The sequence below is a fragment of the Streptomyces herbicida genome (assembly GCF_032656585.1).
Taxonomy (GTDB): Bacteria; Actinomycetota; Actinomycetes; order Streptomycetales; family Streptomycetaceae; genus Streptomyces; species Streptomyces herbicida.
On sequence record NZ_JAUYWJ010000029.1, the window covers coordinates 45,475 to 63,423 of the forward strand.

Annotated in this window: 13 protein-coding genes and 1 pseudogene; 10 read left to right on the forward strand and 4 right to left on the reverse strand. The window is 70.2% G+C overall.

What is annotated here, in order from left to right; genetic code table 11:
- Positions 1 to 272: 272 nt before the first annotated feature.
- The 6 genes and pseudogenes from Q8A52_RS41520 (at position 273) to Q8A52_RS41545 (ending at position 8,192) form a co-directional block, all read left to right on the forward strand.
- Positions 273 to 3,971, forward strand: coding sequence for a nitrate reductase subunit alpha (locus Q8A52_RS41520; protein WP_316761951.1), 3,699 nt, complete (start codon positions 273 to 275; stop codon positions 3,969 to 3,971).
- A 1-nt stretch (position 3,972) separates the two neighbouring features.
- Positions 3,973 to 5,541 (forward strand): nitrate reductase subunit beta, encoded by a 1,569-nt coding sequence (gene narH, locus Q8A52_RS41525; RefSeq protein ID WP_316761952.1) that lies wholly within the window; start codon positions 3,973 to 3,975, stop codon positions 5,539 to 5,541.
- Entirely contained in the window at positions 5,538 to 6,314 is a 777-nt protein-coding gene (narJ, locus tag Q8A52_RS41530; protein WP_316761955.1) for a nitrate reductase molybdenum cofactor assembly chaperone, read from the forward strand. Before narH ends, narJ begins: the two co-directional genes overlap by 4 nt.
- Positions 6,311 to 7,069, forward strand: coding sequence for a respiratory nitrate reductase subunit gamma (gene narI / locus Q8A52_RS41535; RefSeq protein WP_316761958.1), 759 nt, complete (start codon positions 6,311 to 6,313; stop codon positions 7,067 to 7,069). The genes narJ and narI overlap by 4 nt, the downstream gene beginning before the upstream one ends.
- A gap of 43 nt (positions 7,070 to 7,112) precedes the next feature.
- A pseudogene (locus Q8A52_RS41540) lies at positions 7,113 to 7,379 on the forward strand (DUF6457 domain-containing protein); the annotation flags it as partial.
- A 279-nt stretch (positions 7,380 to 7,658) separates the two neighbouring features.
- Positions 7,659 to 8,192, forward strand: coding sequence for a hypothetical protein (locus Q8A52_RS41545; RefSeq protein WP_316761962.1), 534 nt, complete (start codon positions 7,659 to 7,661; stop codon positions 8,190 to 8,192).
- Positions 8,193 to 8,243: 51 nt separating this feature from the next.
- Here the strand turns inward: Q8A52_RS41545 and Q8A52_RS41550 are convergent, their stop codons facing one another.
- Both Q8A52_RS41550 and Q8A52_RS41555 read right to left on the reverse strand, forming a co-directional pair.
- On the reverse strand, positions 8,244 to 8,441 hold the full coding sequence (locus tag Q8A52_RS41550) for a DUF2249 domain-containing protein (protein ID WP_316762113.1): 198 nt from the start codon (positions 8,439 to 8,441) through the stop codon (positions 8,244 to 8,246).
- A 3-nt stretch (positions 8,442 to 8,444) separates the two neighbouring features.
- Positions 8,445 to 9,074 carry a hemerythrin domain-containing protein gene (locus tag Q8A52_RS41555; protein WP_316761963.1) on the reverse strand — a complete coding sequence of 210 codons (630 nt, stop codon included), beginning with the start codon at positions 9,072 to 9,074 and terminating at the stop codon, positions 8,445 to 8,447.
- A gap of 572 nt (positions 9,075 to 9,646) precedes the next feature.
- Here Q8A52_RS41555 and Q8A52_RS41560 point away from each other — a divergent pair.
- Positions 9,647 to 9,790 (forward strand): hypothetical protein, encoded by a 144-nt coding sequence (locus Q8A52_RS41560; protein WP_316761966.1) that lies wholly within the window; start codon positions 9,647 to 9,649, stop codon positions 9,788 to 9,790.
- On the forward strand, positions 9,787 to 10,392 hold the full coding sequence (locus Q8A52_RS41565; protein WP_316761969.1) for a vitamin K epoxide reductase family protein: 606 nt from the start codon (positions 9,787 to 9,789) through the stop codon (positions 10,390 to 10,392). The genes Q8A52_RS41560 and Q8A52_RS41565 overlap by 4 nt, the downstream gene beginning before the upstream one ends.
- Before the next feature lie 425 nt (positions 10,393 to 10,817).
- On the opposite strand, the gene Q8A52_RS41570 is transcribed toward Q8A52_RS41565, so the two are convergent.
- Positions 10,818 to 13,202 carry an excinuclease ABC subunit UvrA gene (locus Q8A52_RS41570; RefSeq protein WP_316761971.1) on the reverse strand — a complete coding sequence of 795 codons (2,385 nt, stop codon included), beginning with the start codon at positions 13,200 to 13,202 and terminating at the stop codon, positions 10,818 to 10,820.
- A gap of 525 nt (positions 13,203 to 13,727) precedes the next feature.
- Here Q8A52_RS41570 and Q8A52_RS41575 point away from each other — a divergent pair.
- A complete protein-coding gene (locus tag Q8A52_RS41575) occupies positions 13,728 to 14,777 on the forward strand; it encodes a PP2C family protein-serine/threonine phosphatase (RefSeq protein WP_316761973.1) in 1,050 nt (349 codons plus the stop codon).
- 26 nt (positions 14,778 to 14,803) lie between these two features.
- Here the strand turns inward: Q8A52_RS41575 and Q8A52_RS41580 are convergent, their stop codons facing one another.
- A complete protein-coding gene (locus Q8A52_RS41580; protein ID WP_316761975.1) occupies positions 14,804 to 15,286 on the reverse strand; it encodes a cupredoxin domain-containing protein in 483 nt (160 codons plus the stop codon).
- Positions 15,287 to 16,153: 867 nt separating this feature from the next.
- Here Q8A52_RS41580 and Q8A52_RS41585 point away from each other — a divergent pair.
- Positions 16,154 to 17,917: an MOSC and FAD-binding oxidoreductase domain-containing protein gene (locus Q8A52_RS41585; RefSeq protein ID WP_316761977.1), complete on the forward strand. Its 1,764-nt coding sequence runs from the start codon at positions 16,154 to 16,156 to the stop codon at positions 17,915 to 17,917.
- Positions 17,918 to 17,949 lie beyond the last annotated feature (32 nt).

The following is a 17,949-nucleotide window of genomic DNA, read 5'->3' on the forward strand; positions in this document are numbered from 1 at the left end:
CCGGTGACCGGACCGATGGGTACGCCCCGCCCGTCGCGGAGCTGCCCGGGGGGACTGTCCGGGCGGGCGCCCGATGCGGTCGTACACGTCAAACCTCCGGTTCGGTCGACGCAAGCATGTCCCTGCGCCCGCTGCCGGCGCCTGGGCCGGCGGTCCCTGCGGCGCGGACCTTCGGTCCCTGGCCAGAGCGGGTTTCTCGGGTCTGTCAGTCCCCGGGGCAGGGCCATTCGGCCCACGTGCCGGGCACCCCCCACCGCCTAGCGTTCGCAACCATGGAGAACGACGAGATCACCCGCCCTGCCAAGCAGCGTGCCGGAGAAAAATGGCCGCTGGCGGCCCGGCGGCTGCTCACGCGCCGTGAGGTGTCGGCGGACGGTCGCGCGGTGTTCGGCGAGGGCGACCCGCAGTGGGAGAGCTTCTACCGGGACCGCTGGGCGCACGACAAGGTGGTGCGCTCCACGCACGGGGTGAACTGCACCGGCTCGTGTTCGTGGATGGTGTACGTCAAGGACGGCATCATCACGTGGGAGCACCAGGCCACCGACTACCCGTCGATCGGTACCGACTGCCCCGAGTACGAGCCGCGCGGCTGCCCGCGCGGGGCGTCCTTCTCCTGGTACACGTACTCCCCCAGCAGGGTCCGCTACCCGTATGTGCGCGGCACGCTGCTGAAGATGTGGCGGGAGGCCCGGCGCCGGCTCGGCGACCCGGTGGCGGCCTGGGCGGAGATCACCGGCGACCCGGCGAAGGCGCGCGCGTACAAGCGGGCCCGCGGCAAGGGCGGCCTGGTGCGCGCCGACTGGGACGAGGTGGCCGAGCTGGTCGCCGCCGCGCAGGTGCACACCGTCAAGGAGTACGGCCCGGACCGGGTGGCGGGCTTCTCCCCGATCCCGGCGATGTCCATGGCGTCGTTCGCGGCGGGTGCCCGGTTCATGTCCCTGCTCGGCGGCACGCTGCTCTCGTTCTACGACTGGTACGCGGACCTGCCGGTCGCCTCTCCGCAGGTCTTCGGTGACCAGACCGACGTGCCGGAGTCCGCGGACTGGTGGAACGCGGGCTATCTGATCATGTGGGGCTCCAACATCCCGGTCACCCGCACGCCCGACGCGCACTTCCTGACCGAGACCCGCTACAACGGCACGAAGGTGGTCACGGTCAGCCCCGACTACGCGGACAACGTGAAGTTCGCCGACGAGTGGCTGGCCCCGCACCCGGGCACGGACGGGGCGCTGGCGATGGCGATGGGCCACGTCATCCTGCGCGAGTTCCTCGTCGACCGCCAGGTGCCCTACTTCCAGGACTACTTGAGGAAGTTCACCGACGCCCCCTTCCTGGTCACGCTGCGCGAGCGCGACGGCGGCTTCGTCCCGGACGGCTTCCTGACGGCCGCCGACCTCGGGGAGGCGAGCGAGCACGCGGAGTCCAAGACCGTCCTGGTGGACAGCGCGAGCGGCGAGCCGGTCGTCCCGAACGGCTCGCTCGGCTTCCGCTGGGGGGAGGAGGGCAAGGGCCGCTGGAACCTCGACCTGGGCGACACCGTGCCCGAGCTGAGCCTGCTGGAGCGGGCCGGCGACTCGGTCTCCGTGGCCCTGCCCCGCTTCGACGAGGGCGCCACCGAGGGCGGCTCCTTCATGGTGCGCGGGGTGCCGGTGCGCCGGATCGGCGGCCGCCTCGTCACCACTGTGTTCGACCTGATGCTCGCCCAGTACGGAGTCGAGCGCCCCGGTCTGCCGGGCACCTGGCCGTCCTCGTACGACGACGTGAGCCAGCCCTACACCCCCGCCTGGCAGGAGTCGATCACCTCGGTGCCGGCCGAGCAGGCGGCCCGGATCGCCCGCGAGTTCGCCCGCAACGCCGAACGCACCAACGGACGCTCCATGATCGCTCTCGGTGCGGGGACCAACCACTGGTTCCACTCCGACACGATCTACCGGGCCTTCCTGGCCCTGACGACGATGACCGGCTGCCAAGGTGTCAACGGCGGCGGCTGGGCGCACTACGTCGGCCAGGAGAAGGTCCGCCCGGTCACCGGGCAGCAGCACCTGTCGTTCGCCTTCGACTGGCAGCGGCCCACCCGGCACATGGCGGGCACCTCGTACTGGTACCTCAACACCGACCAGTGGCGCTACGAGGCCTTCGGGCCGGACGAGCTGGCCTCGCCACTCGGTGAGGGCCGGTTCAAGGACAAGGGCTTCGCCGACTGTCTCGCGCAGGCGATACGCATGGGCTGGACGCCCGGTCACCCCGGCTTCAACCGCAACCCGCTGGATCTGACGGACGAGGCGGCGGCGCGGGGACGCGAGGTCGGCGAGCACATCGTCGAGGAACTGAAGTCCGGGCGGCTGCGGTTCGCCGCCGAGGACCCGGACGACCCGGCCAACTTCCCCCGTGTCCTGACCGTGTGGCGGGCGAACCTGCTGGGCTCCTCCGGCAAGGGCAACGAGTACTTCCTGCGCCACCTGCTGGGCACGGACGCGGCGGTCCGCTCCGAGGAGACCCCGCCCGGGGCCCGCCCGAAGGAGGTGGTGTGGCACGAGGAGGCCCCCGAGGGCAAGCTGGACCTGATGGTCGCGGTGGACTTCCGGATGACCTCCACCGGCCTGCTCGCCGACGTCGTCCTCCCGGCCGCGACCTGGTACGAGAAGGACGACCTGTCCAGCACGGACATGCACCCCTTCGTGCACGCCTTCACGCCGGCCATCGCCCCGCCCTGGCAGGCCCGCACCGACTACGACACGTTCCTCACCATCGCCGACAGGTTCAGCGAGCTCGCCGCCGACCACCTCGGCACCCGCACCGACGTCCTCGCCGTGCCGCTGCTGCACGACACGCCCGACGAACTCGCCCAGCCCGGCGGCGTCGTGCGGGACTGGAAGACGGGCGAGTGCGAGCCGGTTCCGGGGCGCACCATGCCGAAGCTGGTCGTCATCGAGCGGGACTACACGGCGATCGCCCAGAAGATGCGCGCCGTCGGCCCGCTCCTGGACACCCTGGGCACCACCACCAAGGGCGTCACCGTCCACCCGGACCAGGAGATCGAGGAGCTGCGCCACCGCAACGGCACCGTCCGCGACGGGATCGCCGCCGGACGCCCCTCCCTGGCCACCGCCAGCGACATGTGCGAGGCGATCCTCGCCCTGTCCGGCACGACCAACGGACGGCTCGCCACGGAAGGCTTCCGCGCGCTGGAGCGGCAGACCGGCAGCGAGGGGCTGGTGGAGCTCGCCTCCGAGCGTGAGGCGGAGCGGATCACCTTCGCCGACACCCGCACCCAGCCGCGCGCCGTGATGACGTCGTACGAGTGGTCGGGCTCGGAGACCGGCGGGCGCCGCTACTCTCCGTTCGTCATCAACGTCGAGCACAAGAAGCCCTGGCACACCCTCACCGGGCGCCAGCACTTCTTCGTCCAGCACGACTGGATGGCCGAGCTCGGCGAGCAACTGCCGGTGTACCGACCGCCGTTGAACACGCCCCGGCACTACGGCGACGAGCACCTGCGCGAGGACGGCCGGGCCGAGGTCACGGTCCGCTATCTGACCCCGCACTCCAAGTGGTCCATCCACTCGAACTACCAGGACAACGCCCACATGCTGGCCCTGTCCCGCGGCGGCCCGGTGATCTGGATGTCCACCGGCGACGCCGAGAAGATCGGCGTCAAGGACAACGACTGGATCGAGGCGTACAACCGCAACGGCGTGGTCGCCGCCCGGGCCGTGGTCACCCACCGCATGCCCGAGGGCACGGTGTACATGTACCACGCCCAGGACCGCAACGTGAACGTGCCGAAGACCGAGGTCAGCAAGAAGCGCGGCGGTATCCACAACTCCCTGACCAGGCTGCTGCTCAAGCCCACCCATCTCGCGGGCGGCTACGCGCAGTTCACCTACGCCTTCAACTACTACGGCCCGACCGGAAACCAGCGCGACGAGGTCACGGTCATCCGCCGTCGCTCGCAGGATGTGGAGTACTGAGATGCCCCGTGCCGGAGTCCCCATCGGACGGGTGATGGCGCAAGTCGCCATGGTGATGAACCTCGACAAGTGCATCGGCTGCCACACCTGCTCGGTCACCTGCAAGCAGACGTGGACCAACCGGACCGGCGTCGAGTACGCCTGGTTCAACAACGTCGAGACCAAGCCCGGCGTCGGCTACCCCCGCCGCTACGAGGACCAGGAGCAGTGGAAGGGCGGCTGGATGCTCGACAAGCGCGGCCGGCTGGTGCTGCGCTCCGGCGGCCGGGTCAAGCGCCTGCTGTCGCTGTTCTCCAACCCCGACCTGCCGTCCATCGAGGACTACTACGAGCCGGTCACCTACGACTACGACAACCTCGTCAACGCCCCCGCGGGCCAGGACATGCCCGTCGCCCGCCCCCGCTCCGTCCTCACCGGCAAGCCCACCGCGATCACCTGGGGCGCCAACTGGGAGGACGGCCTGGGCGGTGCGCCCGAACACGCCGGAGCCGACCCCAACCTGACCGGGGAATGGGCGGAGAAGGTCAAGTTCGAGTTCGAGCAGACCTTCCTCTTCCACCTGCCCCGGCTGTGCGAGCACTGCCTCAACCCGGCCTGTGTCTCCGCCTGCCCCTCGGGCGCGATGTACAAGCGGGTGGAGGACGGCATCGTCCTGGTCGACCAGGACCGCTGCCGCGGCTGGCGCATGTGCGTGACCGCGTGCCCGTACAAGAAGGTGTACGTCAACCACGCCACCGGCAAGGCCGAGAAGTGCACCTTCTGCTTCCCGCGCATCGAGGCCGGGCAGCCCACCGTCTGCTCCGAGACCTGCGTGGGACGACTGCGCTACCTGGGACTGGTGCTGTACGACGCCGACCGCGTCGGTGAGGCCGCGGCCACCCCGGACGAGAAGGACCTGCTGGACGCCCAGCGCAACGTCTTCCTCGACCCGTCCGACCCCGAAGTGATCGCCGCGGCACGCAGGTCCGGAATCCCCGAGGACTGGCTGGACGCCGCCCGTCGCTCCCCGGTGTACGCGCTGATCTCGACGTACAAGGTGGCGCTGCCACTGCACCCGGAGTACCGCACACTGCCGATGGTCTGGTATGTGCCTCCGCTGTCCCCGGTGCTGGACGCCGTGGACGCGGCAGGCGGCAACCAGGACGACCCCGACCACGTCTTCGCCGCCGTCACCCGGCTGCGCATCCCGCTGGAGTACCTGGCCGAGCTGTTCACCGCCGGGGACACCGACGTCGTCGCGGGCGTGCTGATGAAGCTCACCGCGCTGCGCTCGTACATGCGCGAACGCATCCTCGGCGAGACCGGCGACGAGAGCGCGCTGAAGGCCGTGGGCCTGACCGTCCGCGAGGCGGAGGACATGCACCGGCTGCTCGCGGTCGCCAAGTACAAGGACCGGTACGTCATCCCCGCCGCGCACAAGGAGGACGCCGCGGCGCTGTCCGCGATGGAGAACCGCTGCCCGGTGGAGTCCTCCGGCGACCCCCAGCCCGCGGACGGCCGCCGCGTCATGCTCGGCATCCCCACCCTGCGCCGCCGCAACCCCGACGCCCCCGCCGGAGGCCACCCGTGAGCCCGCTGCCCACCACCGTCCCCGCGATCGTGCGCACCCGTATCCGCGCGGCCACCCGCCGCCGTGCCCCGCTCACCCCCCGCGAGGCGGAGGACCGTGCCCTGCTACTGCGGCTGATGTCCCTGCTGCTGCAGTACCCGGACGCCGAACTGGTCGCCGCCCGGCCGGTCGTCGCCGCCACCGTGGCCGCGCTGGCGCCCTCACCGGCCGCCACCGAACTGGCCGCCTTCACGGCCTGGTTCACCGCGCAGGAACCCGACGCGCTGGAACGCCACTACGTCGAGACGTTCGACCTGCGCCGCAAGAGCAGCCTCTACCTCACCTACTACCTGCACGGCGACACCCGCCGGCGCGGCATGGCCCTGCTCGCCCTGGCCCAGCGCTATCGCGCCGCCGGCTGGGACACCGACGGCGGGGAACTGCCCGACCACCTGCCGGTCGCCCTGGAGTTCGCCGCGCTCTGCGGGCCGGGCCCCGGCGAGGCCCCGCTGCGCCAGCACCGGCGCGGCCTGGAGCTGATGCACCGGGCGTTGGCCGACATGGATTCCCCCTACCGGCATGTCCTGGCCGCCCTGCTCAGCCTCCTGCCGCCGGCCACCGAAGCCGACCTGAAGGCCGTGGCCGAGCTGGCCGCCCAGGGACCGCCGGGCGAGGACGTCGGCCTCGACCCGTACGGCAGCGGGGAGTTCGCCCCGCCCGGCACCTTCGTCCCGCCCGAGCAGGCCCCGCCGACCCTCATGCCGCCCTTGTCCTCCCCGGAAGGCCTCCGATGAGCACCGCCGCCTCCCTCGCCACCACCAGCGGCGCCGACCTGCTGCTGTGGGTCGCGTTCCCCTGCATCTGCCTGGCCGTGTTCGTCGTCGGGCACATCTGGCGCTACCGGCAGGACCAGTTCGGCTGGACCTCCCGCACCAGCCAGCTCCTCGAACACCGCTGGCTGCGCTGGGGCAGCCCGCTGTTCCACCTGGGCGCCTTCATGGTCATCGGCGGACACGTGGTGGGCCTGGCGGTCCCCGCCTCCTGGACCGAGTCCGTGGGCATCAGCGAGCACCAGTACCACACCACGGCCGTGTGGGCCGGCTCGGTGGCGGGCGTCGCCATGGCCACGGGGCTCGGCATGCTGTGCGCCCGGCGGCTGCTGTCCCGCCGGATCCGCCTCGGCACCGACCGCAGCGACAAGCTCCTCTTCCCGCTGCTGTCCGCAACGGTACTGCTCGGCATCTCCGCGACCGCCGCGCACAACGTCTTCGGCCCGGGCTACGACTACCGGGAGACCATCTCCGTCTGGTTCCGCGGCATCTTCACCCTGCAGCCCCGGCCCGAGGCGATCACCGGCGCCCCGCTGCTGTTCCAGCTGCACGCCCTGACCGCCTGCCTGCTCTTCGCGGCCTGGCCGTTCACCCGCCTCGTCCACGTGTGGAGCGTGCCGATCGGCTACCTGGCCCGCCCGTACCTGGTCTACCGCCGCCGGACGAACACCCCCGTGGCGACACCCATGACACGGCAGAGCACCCGGCGAGCGGCATGAGCCCGGCCCCTGGGGGCGCACGGGCAGTACTGAGAACGGAGCACACTCGATGGAGCAATGGATCGACGCGGTCAAGGACGAGCTGGGCATCGACCTGAAGGTCGACAGGGCCGTTCTTCTCGATCTCGCACGGGACACCGCGCACGGCGTCGCCCGGCCCGCCGCGCCGCTGACCGCCTTCCTGGTGGGCTACGCGGCAGGCCTGGAGGGTGGCGGCCCCCAGGCCGTGGCCGAGGCCGCCCGTCGTGCCGCGGAACTGGCCGCACGATGGACCGCCGAGACCGACCGCCGTCCGGGTGCCGGCGGCTGAGCACCATGAACCGTCTCGTATCCCTCACTCTCGACGGCGGGTTGCGGCAGGAGGAACGTCCCCGCGTTCCCCACTCCCCGCGCCCGGGGGTGCCGCGCTGCACGCCGCCTCGACCCTGGCGCGCCATCCGCAGCACAAGGACGCCCTGATCGTCGTCGTTCTGCCCGACACGGGCGAGCGCTATCTGAGCACTGCGCTCTTCGAGGACCAGTAGCGGACTCCAGGACACAGGCATCGACCAGCCGGACACCCCCACGTCACATGCGAGGAAGAACACCGATGACATACACGAACCGCGGAGCCGACGCTCTGCTCAAGGCAATGGGTGCGGCCATGCTGGCCGCCGGACCCGTGATGCTGTGGCGCAGCCGCAGCGGCAGGCACGAGATCCGCACCGAACTCACGGCCCAGAAGATCACTTTTCCGGAGCGCGGACTGCCCTCCCACCTGGCGCCGTTCGCCGGCCGTCCCGTCGAGACCGGACCGGAGGCGCGGGCCTTCGCCGACATGATCAAGGGGAACCTGGCCCGTGCGACGAACGGCCGCACCTACTCCGAGATCACCGCGGAACTGCACGCCACCGGGGACGACGAGAAGCTGGCCACGCTCCGGCAGACCGCTTTCATGGGTGAGACGTTGCGCGCCTCGCTGATGTCCGCCTACCAGGCCTGGCAACTGACGTCACTGGTCACCGGCCTCGGCGCGCTGCTGACCGGGGTGGGCGCGGCCCTCGTCGTCTCTCCTCACGGGGGCTCGCGTACCGGGGCTGTCGCGGCGCTCCCCGCGCTGAAGCACGGCATCCGAGCCCACTGAAACGAGCAGCCGGGTGCGGCAGGCCGCACCCGGCAACGCATTCACCACCTGTCAGAGGTGGCTGAGCCGCAACCGCCAGGCTTCGGGGCCCCGCTGCAGATACTCCACCGCGAAGAGCCCGGGGCTGCGCTGCTCGATCTGTGCCAACAGGGCAATCGGGTCGTGCGGCGCGACCAGAACCATGGCCTGGCCTGCCGGGACGGCCTCGAGAGCGCCGAACACGGTGGCGTGGCGCAGGGCGTGCGGGATGCCTCAGACGTCGAGTACGGGTTCGGCCGCTTCCTCGCCGCCACAGGCACACCCGCAGCCACTGGTCTCTTCGGTCTTGTCCTCGGTCTTCGTTTCTCCTGCCTTCTCTGTTTCGTCGGCGTCAGGGGCGCCGCCACCGTTCGTCGGGGTATGAGCGATCCGGTGGTGGAGTCTCTCGAGCAGCCGGGCCAGGCGGACGCCGGGTGCCGCGGCGAGCAGCGGCAGCACAAGGCCGTTCTGCTTCGCCACGTGCTCCTCGAAGACCACCTGCAGAGCGCGGGCGTCTGCCGCGGCACCGGCCGTAGTGGGCGCACCGCGCAGGGCGTCGACCAGCGAGGCCAGGCAGCGGTGTTCACCGATGAGGCCCTCGACGAGCAAGCGCGTGTCGGGCAAACGGCGGGCCACGGGGTACAACGTGGCCTCCTCGGCAGCCGCGTACGGCAGGAGTTCACGATCGCAGAAGGCCACGAGGCCTGCGCGGAAGCGTTCGGCGGCACGCTCGTCGCGGCCGACGGCGGTGAGCAACAGCGTCACACGTCCGGCCAGTTCTCCTGCCATCCGGGCGTAGCGCGCCTCGGCGCTGTGGAGAGCCTCGGCGTCCTCCGGGGCCGATGCGAAGGTGAGGGCACTCATTCAGGTCTCTCCAGCGGTTCAAGGCCGGAAGATACGGCCGGTTCTGGTCGGGGCGGCTGTTCCGCCACGCCCCCGGAGCGGTCGGCGCACCGGGCGGCCTGGGCATGGTGAGCGCCGTCACCGGGGCCGTGGCGGAACACCGTCCGGCGGCTGCAGAACGGTGGCCGGACGGTGACCGGCCCGGGGGCACCACGCGCCGACTGCGGCCCTGAACACGAGAAGACGGGGCCGAGCAGCCGGAACGCGACGGTCCGTGTCGCCTCCCGACCGGTCTCGGACCAGCCTTTCGCGCCGCATGCGTCAGGGCATGGGCCGTGCGTCCCCGTCCACACCGCCCACCGGTCCACAATCCCGACGCCGGACAGGGCCGAACAGCCCCACGCAAAGGGCCGTCCGGCCCAAGCGGCACGGGCGACCGCGCCACGCGAGGCGCAGTCCCCTCGACGCCCACAGGAATCGGGCCGGAAGGGCCGCCCGACCGGGGACGTTCGGCCCCAGTCCCCGGTCGCGGGCAGCACCTAGCGTTCCCGACCATGGAGAACGATCACAACGCTCGACAGGGACAGTCGCGCGTGACGGAGGACAGGCCGCCGCCGGCCGCCCTCACACCGCTCACCCGCACGAAGGCCCGCGCCGACGAACGGACCCGCGACCAGGGCCACCCGGTGCGTCGCCCCGCGAGCCCTGCGCCGCTGCCGCGCACCCGCGCCGCATGACGCCGCCGTACACCGCCGGGGCCGGCAGGCGCATCGGCTGGCTGATGGCGCTGACCGGAATCATCGGCTGGCTCGCCTCCCTCCGCCTGGCCATCGACGACTGGCTCGTTCTCAAGGACCCCAGCTACCAGCCGACGTGCAACATCAGCCCGGTCGTCGGCTGCGGCAGCGCCATGGCGAGCAGGCAGGGCAATCTGTTCGGCTTCCCCAACATGCTGCTCGGCCTGGGCGCCTTCGCCGCCGTCGCCTCGCTCGGCGTCGCGGTGCTGGCAGGGGCGCGCCTGCACCGGCTGCTGTGGCTCGCCCTCAACGCGGGAACGCTCATCGGAATCGGATTCACTCACTGGCTGATCTTCCAGTCGCTGTTCGAGCTGAACCGGCTGTGCCCCTACTGCGCCGTCGTCTGGGTCATCACCATCGCGCTGTTCTGGTACGTCACGCTGCACAACCTCGAGCACGGCGTCATCCCGGTGCCGGCGCGCGGCCGCAGCCTGCTGAACCTGGTGCTGGAGACCCACTGGATGCTGTTGGCGGCCTGGTACGGCCTGATCGTCGTGCTGGTCCTCACCCGCTTCTGGTCGTACTGGAGCAGCCTGCTGTGACCGGGCCGTTCGGTCCGCCCGGTTCGGGACGTTCGGCCCACACGCACCCCGCCGCCCCGGAGTTAGCGTCGCCTTAGTAACTCCCGAGAAAGTGCAGGTAGAGAGCGAGGCACGCATGGCGACCACGGACCCCCGAAGGACACGACGACCATCCGACGGCGCAAGGAGGGAGCGGACACGACGGATGGCCCGTTCCGCGAGGCGAGCGAGCAGCTGACCGCCTACTACGTGATCGACTGTGCCAGTGCGGAACGGGCACGTGCGATCGCCGAACGTGTCCTTGACTTCCACGTCGTAGCGGTCGAAGTCCGGGCCGATCCACGATGCGTTCGGCATGGGCGACACCTGAGGCGGGTCTGCTGGTCATCGGCAAGAGCTCGATCCCGCTTCAGGTGTCTCGTCCCACGTCTCCGCAAGAGCCTCGGTCAGCTGCCGACGTAGGCCGCGAGGTGCTCGCCCGTGAGGGTGGAGCGGGCAGCGATGAGGTCGGCAGGGGTACCCTCGAAGACGATCTTGCCGCCGTCGTGGCCGGCGCCCGGGCCGAGGTCGATGATCCAGTCGGCGTGTGCCATGACCGCTTGGTGGTGCTCGATGACGATGACGGACTTGCCGGAGTCGACGAGCCGGTCGAGCAGACCCAGCAACTGCTCGACGTCGGCGAGGTGGAGGCCCGTGGTCGGCTCGTCGAGGATGTAGACGCCGCCCTTGTCGGCCATGTGGGTGGCCAGCTTGAGCCGCTGTCGCTCGCCGCCGGACAGCGTGGTGAGCGGCTGGCCGAGGGTGAGGTAGCCGAGGCCGACGTCGGCGAGCCGCTCGAGTATCTTGTGCGCGGCCGGCGTGCGTGCCTCACCTGCGCCGAAGAACTCCTCGGCCTCGCTCACCGGCATCGCGAGCACCTCGCTGATGTCGCGGCCGCCGAGGTGGTACTCAAGTACCGACGCCTCGAACCGCTTCCCCTCGCACTCCTCGCAGGTGGTGGCGACACCGGCCATCATCGCCAGGTCGGTGTAGATGACGCCGGCGCCGTTGCAAGTGGGGCAGGCGCCCTCGGAGTTGGCGCTGAACAGCGCCGGCTTCACCCCGTTGACCTTGGCGAACGCCTTGCGGATCGGGTCGAGCAGCCCGGTGTAGGTCGCCGGGTTGCTGCGCCTTGAGCCGCGGATCGCGCCCTGGTCGACCGACACCACACCCTCGTCGGCGGGGATCGAGCCGTGCACCAGCGAGCTCTTGCCGGAGCCGGCGACGCCGGTGATGACGGTCAGCACACCGAGCGGGATGTCCACGTCGACGTCGCGCAGGTTGTTCGTCGTCGCGCCACGGATCTCCAGCGTGCCGGTCGGCTTGCGCACCGTCTCCTTGACGGCGGCCCGGTCGTCGAGATGGCGGCCGGTGATGGTGCGGGCGGCCCGCAGCCCCTCGATGGTGCCCTCGAAGCACACGGTGCCGCCCGCCGTGCCCGCGCCGGGGCCGAGGTCGACGACATGGTCGGCGATCGCGATCATCTCCGGCTTGTGCTCCACGACGAGCACGGTGTTGCCCTTGTCGCGCAGCCGCAGCAGCAGGTTGTTCATCCGCTGGATGTCATGCGGGTGCAGGCCGATCGTGGGCTCGTCGAAGACGTACGTGGTGTCGGTGAGCGAGGAGCCGAGGTGGCGGATCATCTTGGTGCGCTGCGCCTCGCCGCCGGACAGCGTGCCCGAGGGCCGGTCCAGCGAGAGGTAGCCGAGACCGATCTCCACGAACGAGTCGAGGGTCTCCCCCAGCGCCGACAGCAGCGGCCCGACCGACGGTTCGTCGAGCCCGCGGACCCATTCGGCGAGGTCGCTGATCTGCATCGCGCACGCGTCGGCGATGCTGGTCCCGTTGATCTTCGACGACCGGGCCGCCTCACTGAGCCGGGTGCCGTCGCAGTCCGGGCAGACGGTGAACGTCATCGCCCGCTCGACGAACGCGCGGACGTGCGGCTGCAGCGCGTCGACATCCTTCGACAGCATCGACTTCTGGATCTTCGGGATGAGGCCCTCGTAGGTCAGGTTGATGCCCTCGACCTTGATCTTGGTCGGCTCCTTGTGGAGGAGGTCGTGCAGCTCCTTCTTGGTGTACTTGCGGATCGGCTTGTCCGGGTCGAAGAAGCCGCAGCCCTTGAAGATGCGGCCGTACCAGCCGTCCATGCTGTAGCCGGGGACAGTGAGCGCGCCCTCGTTGAGCGACTTGCTGTCGTCGTACAGCTGGGTCAGGTCGATGTCGGTGACCGTGCCCCGGCCCTCGCAGCGCGGACACATGCCGCCGGTGATGCTGAAGCTGCGGCGCTCCTTGACGGCCTTGCCGCCGCGTTCGACCGTGACCGCCCCAGCCCCGCTTATCGAGGCGACGTTGAAGGAGTACGCCTTGGGCGAGCCGATGTGCGGCTTGCCCAGCCGGCTGAAGAGGATGCGCAGCATGGCGTTGGCGTCGGTGGCGGTGCCGACGGTGGACCGCGGGTCGGTGCCCATCCGCTGCTGGTCGACGATGATCGCGGTCGTGAGCCCGTCGAGGACGTCGACCTCGGGCCGGGCCAGCGTGGGCATGAAGCCCTGGACGAAGGCGCTGTACGTCTCATTGATCAGCCGCTGCGACTCCGCGGCGATGGTGTCGAACACCAGCGAGCTCTTGCCCGAGCCGGAGACGCCGGTGAACACGGTCAGCCGGCGCTTCGGGATCTCGATGCTGACGTCCTTGAGGTTGTTCTCGCGCGCGCCGTGCACGCGGATCAGATCGTGGCTGTCGGCAACGTGCAGCGCAGGCGACCGCGTGTCCGTCGTCTTGTCCATGCTTATCGTCTCTCCATCTGTTTCGCGGGCCGCGTTCGCGGTCTCCGTCGGCGTCGCCTGGCTCGATCTGACCAGCCACGAGCGGTAGGTCTTGTTCCCCTGTGTCGGCACGGTCGCGGCAACGCTACGCCGTCCACCCGATCGACGGTGCCGGTGGTGCAGACCGAGATCGCCCCCCGGCGCGGCCGGCCTCGTGAAACGCGACGTGCATGACGGTCACGCTAGCCGCGGCTCCGTGGCCCGCGCTTCTTCATTCCTGACCGGTCCGGTCGCCTGTTCGGCCACGCGGGAGGGCATCACGTAGTCGTACGGCGACTCGCCGTAGGCGCGATCTGAACCGGTCACTCAGGAGCGCAGTTCCGGTCGATCCGGTCGCCGACACGACGCGGCCGCGCGAGGCCACACCCCATCGCGGCGCGATGTCCACTTCACCCCGATAGGATACGTTTTGTGATCAGGTCAGGACGGCCGCGGCACCGCCGCCCTCCCTACGGTGGCCGACGCGAAACGGTACTGCTGTCACCGGTGCTTCTCACCGCCCTGATCACCGGCCTGGCCTTCGCCACCCCGAGGGAGATCGCCTTCAGCCGCCTGCTGCCGGCGGCGCCCGCCCTCGCCGCCGCGATGTGGCCCGTCCTCCCCACGATCCTCCTGGGAGCGTTCTGCCTGGCGGTCATGATCGGGCTCAGCATGGTCTACTCCGACCTCGGAACGCCGTACACGGCTGCCGCGATCATCGCCGTGACCTTGGCGGCCGCGTATGCGAGCCATCTCCGTCTCCAGCGGGAGGAGATGCTCTTCCAGGTGCGCCTCGTCGCCGACGCGGCCCAAAAGGTGCTGCTGCGCCCCCTGCCGTCCCGCATCCAGGACGTCGAAATCGAGTCGCTGTATCTGGCGGCCGCGGAGCACGCCCGGATCGGCGGCGACTTCTATGAGGCGGCCGACACCATGTACGGGGTCCGGCTGCTCATCGGTGACGTGCGCGGCAAGGGCCTACAGGCGGTGGGGGCGGCCTCGGCGGTGATCAACTGCTTCAGGGAGAACGCGTACGACCAGCCCGATCTGAAGGCCATCATCCATCGCCTGGAAACCAGCATCACCCGCTACAGCGTCGCGTCCCTGTCCCCGGATCAGCCGGAGCACTTCGCCACCGCTCTGCTCGCCGAGATCCCTTACGACGGCGGGCAGATCAGAATTCTGAACTGCGGGCACCCACCACCACTGCTGGTGCGGCGCGGGGAGGTCCGGGTCGTTGAGCCCACCACCCCCTCGCCGCCCCTCAACCTGGCCAATCTTCTCGGCGACCACTACAGCATCGACACCATCACCTTCGCCTCGGGCGACCAGCTGCTGCTCTACACCGACGGCGTGTCGGAGGCCCGCGACCGCACCGGGAAGTTCTTCCCGCTGGCGGACTGGATGCGCCGGCTCGGACCGGCGCCGCCCCGTGAGCTGCTGCGCCGGCTTCACGAGGACCTGGTCCACTACAGCGGTGGAAGGCTCGAGGACGACATCGCGGCCCTCGCCGTACGCTCCAGCTGTCCTGGGACTCACCACCCTCCGCTCGAGGCCTAGCGAAAGTGGATCAAGTCGTGGTGGCGCTAGTAGCCGCTGCCCGGGCTGGAACTCCCGCCGCCACCGCTACTGCCGCCGCTGCCTCCGCCGACGGTGATCTCCGCCTTCATGCCCATGTCCTTGTGCCCGTCCACCGGGCAGTACAGCTCATAGGAGCCGTTCTTCAGCTTGACCTTGAGCTGGGCCGACTGGCCCGGCTGAAGGCCGTGCGGCAGCCCCACTTCGCTGCCCTGACCCTCGACCTCCAGGGAGTGCACGACGTGCCCGGCGTTCTTGGCGACGAACGTGTAGTCACCGGCCTTGAACGTCTTCACCGACAGGGCCAGGTGGTACTCGGTCATCTGCACCGTCACCGTCGTGGACCCCGCTTTGGCGTTCCGTGTCGGGCTGGACGTGGCCCCTGTTCCCCCACTGCCCGAGCCCGAGTTCCCACACGCGGAAAGTGCGGCGGCCAGCGCCACCGCGCACGCCCCTGCCGCCGCTCCGCTCCGGTTCAACCTTCCAGCCACGGTCGGCCCTCCTCCCGCGTTCCGGTCGGGCCGTATCCCTCACTGACGTCCCTGACCGACATCCCTCATGGACATCCCTCATGACAGATACGCGGCAGGGGCCGTGATGGATTGCGAGGTGGTGAGGCACGGGGATTCCGCTCGGTTCCTGCGGGACCTCCAGGCCTAACACATCGGATCTATCCCGGTCACGACGCCACGGAAGTAGCCCATCTCTCCGGTGCATCAAAAGAGATAGCTCCGATGAATCACGGAGTCGCCTGGAGGCAACAGCTCCGCCGGGTGTTCCATCTGGCCGACGCCATCAGTCCGCGGGCCGCGTTCACGACGCCGTGACCGCCGCAGAGCAGCCGCTGCCGGCAGGCGGACAGCACGTCACCACGTGGCGGGAGCGGGCGGGGGCCGGACGCGGACGCTGTACGTGCACGCCGCGCACTGCTGTCCGCAGACCACGTCCCTGGACCGCGCTCTGATCCATGGTTCCCACCACCTTGAACCCGACACGATCACCGAAGCCGGCTCCGCCGCTCTTCCAGTCACCCTGCACGAAGGCGAGTCGGCCCTGATCACAGCCAAGGACGACCGGCCCGACCTGTCCGTCATGCCCGTATGTCCGAACGGGGACGCGCCCCGGCCGAGCACACCCGACCTAACCTGTCAAGCCATTTTCATCGGTTAGACTTCGGTCGGGCTCATATACCCGTCACGCGAGGCCACTACCAGCGCACCCGCGACGGCGCGGCCGCCGACGACTCATGATCACGGAATCGCGGTGCGACCGGTACACGAACTAAGATCGGCCCGAGCGCACAGTTCACTGCGCCATGCGGGGGCCGGCCCGGCCGGACACCCCACAGGAGGTCCGCAATGCCGACGCTTCTGTCCGTCAACGTAGGAACGCCCAGGGACGTCTCCTGGCAGGGAAGGACCGTCCGTACCGGAGCCTGGAAGTCCCCCGTGGACGGCCCCCGGATGGCGCGGCGGCTGAACATCGACGGAGACGGCCAGGGAGATCTGGCCGGACACGGCGGCGAAATCCGTGCCGTGCTCGTCTACCAGGTGCAGTCCTACCAGTACTGGCAGAAACAACTCGGCCGCGACGACCTCACCTTCGGGATGTTCGGGGAGAACCTCACCGTCGACGGCCTGCCCGATGACGAGGTGTGCATCGGCGACCGATACCGCATCGGCGAAGCCGAGTTCGAGGTCACCCAGCCGCGCGTGACCTGCTACCGCGTCGGCCTGCGCCTGGGCGAACCCACCATGGCCTCCCTGCTGGTCGCCCACCACCGCCCCGGCTTCTACCTGCGTGTCCTGACCGAGGGACGCGTCCAGGCCGGCGACGAGATCACCCTGACCCGCAGGGATCCCGAGGAACTCAGCGTCGCCGACACCGACGCGCTGCTCTATCTCCCCGGCTGCGACCCCGCCAAGCTACGCAAAGCACTGAACATCCCTGCCCTCAGCCCCGGTTGGCAGCAGTCCTTCCGTGAACTCGCCGCCGCGCAGCCGCCCACGCAGGAACCGGGATGGCCGGCCGAACGCGCCGGCGCCCAGCAGGCCGGGCAAGCGCCGGGATGGCCGGGCTTCAAGCCACTGCGTGTCGCCCGCATCGTCCACGAGACCCCGACCGTCTCGTCGATCTACCTCGACGCCGCCGACGGCGCACCGCTGCCCGAGGCCCGCCCGGGCCAGTACCTCTCCGTCCGCCTCGCCATCGGTGATGCCGCCCCCACAGTGCGCAGCTACTCCCTGTCCTCGGCGCCCACGGCCGACAGCTACCGCATCAGCGTCAAGCACGAGCCGCACGGGCAAGTCAGCGCCTACATTCATGCCACGCTCCGCCTCGGGGACCTCGTGGACATAGCCAGCCCCCGCGGGACGTTCGTCCTGGAAGACGGCACCCGTCCGGTCGTCCTCATCTCCGCGGGGATCGGCGCCACTCCCGTCCTGGCCATGCTCCACCGGCTCGCCGCCACCGGAGATCCACGCCCCGTCTGGTGGATCCACACTGCCCATGACCGCGCCCACCACGCATTCGCGGACGAGACCCACGCGCTGCTGGCGCAACTTCCCCACGCCCACGAGCACATCTACTACAGCGCCGGAGCCGCCCCCGGTCTCGACGAGCCCCACGTCACCCAAGGGCGTCCGACCGCCCGGTCACTCGCGGCCATGGACATTCCCGTCGACGCCGACGCCTACCTCTGCGGACCCCCCGCCTTCATGGACGACCTGGGAGGCTTTCTGCGCGATCACGGCCTGAGCCCCGAGCGGATCCATACGGAACAGTTCAGCGCCCTGCCCGCCATCAATCCCGGCGTGACACCCGCCGCCGCGGTACGGCCGCACCAACCCCCCGGTCCACCGGGCACCGGACCCGTCATCACCTTCGCCCGCAGCGGCATCACGACCCCGTGGTCCCCGGCTCACGCCTCACTCCTCGATCTGGCCGAAGCCTGTGACATCCCCACCCGCTGGTCCTGCCGCACCGGCGTCTGCCACACCTGTGTCACCCACCTTCTGTCGGGCGACGTCACCTACACCACCCCACCCCTCGAACTCCCCGAGGCCGGCTCAGTCCTCGTCTGCTGCAGCGAGCCGACCACCGAAGTCGTCCTCGATCTCTAGCCGGCCGGCAGCCGCACCCGCCGGCCGGACGG

What these genes read in the sequence shown, in the direction of transcription:
- Q8A52_RS41520 (WP_316761951.1), top strand. Translation starts at nt 273, where the DNA reads ATGGAGAACGACGAGATCACCCGCCCTGCCAAGCAGCGTGCCGGAGAA.
- narH (WP_316761952.1), top strand. Translation starts at nt 3,973, where the DNA reads ATGCCCCGTGCCGGAGTCCCCATCGGACGGGTGATGGCGCAAGTCGCC.
- narI (WP_316761958.1), top strand. Translation starts at nt 6,311, where the DNA reads ATGAGCACCGCCGCCTCCCTCGCCACCACCAGCGGCGCCGACCTGCTG.
- Q8A52_RS41545 (WP_316761962.1), top strand. Translation starts at nt 7,659, where the DNA reads ATGACATACACGAACCGCGGAGCCGACGCTCTGCTCAAGGCAATGGGT.
- Q8A52_RS41555 (WP_316761963.1), bottom strand. Translation starts at nt 9,074, where the DNA reads ATGAGTGCCCTCACCTTCGCATCGGCCCCGGAGGACGCCGAGGCTCTC.
- Q8A52_RS41565 (WP_316761969.1), top strand. Translation starts at nt 9,787, where the DNA reads ATGACGCCGCCGTACACCGCCGGGGCCGGCAGGCGCATCGGCTGGCTG.
- Q8A52_RS41570 (WP_316761971.1), bottom strand. Translation starts at nt 13,202, where the DNA reads ATGGACAAGACGACGGACACGCGGTCGCCTGCGCTGCACGTTGCCGAC.
- Q8A52_RS41585 (WP_316761977.1), top strand. Translation starts at nt 16,154, where the DNA reads ATGCCGACGCTTCTGTCCGTCAACGTAGGAACGCCCAGGGACGTCTCC.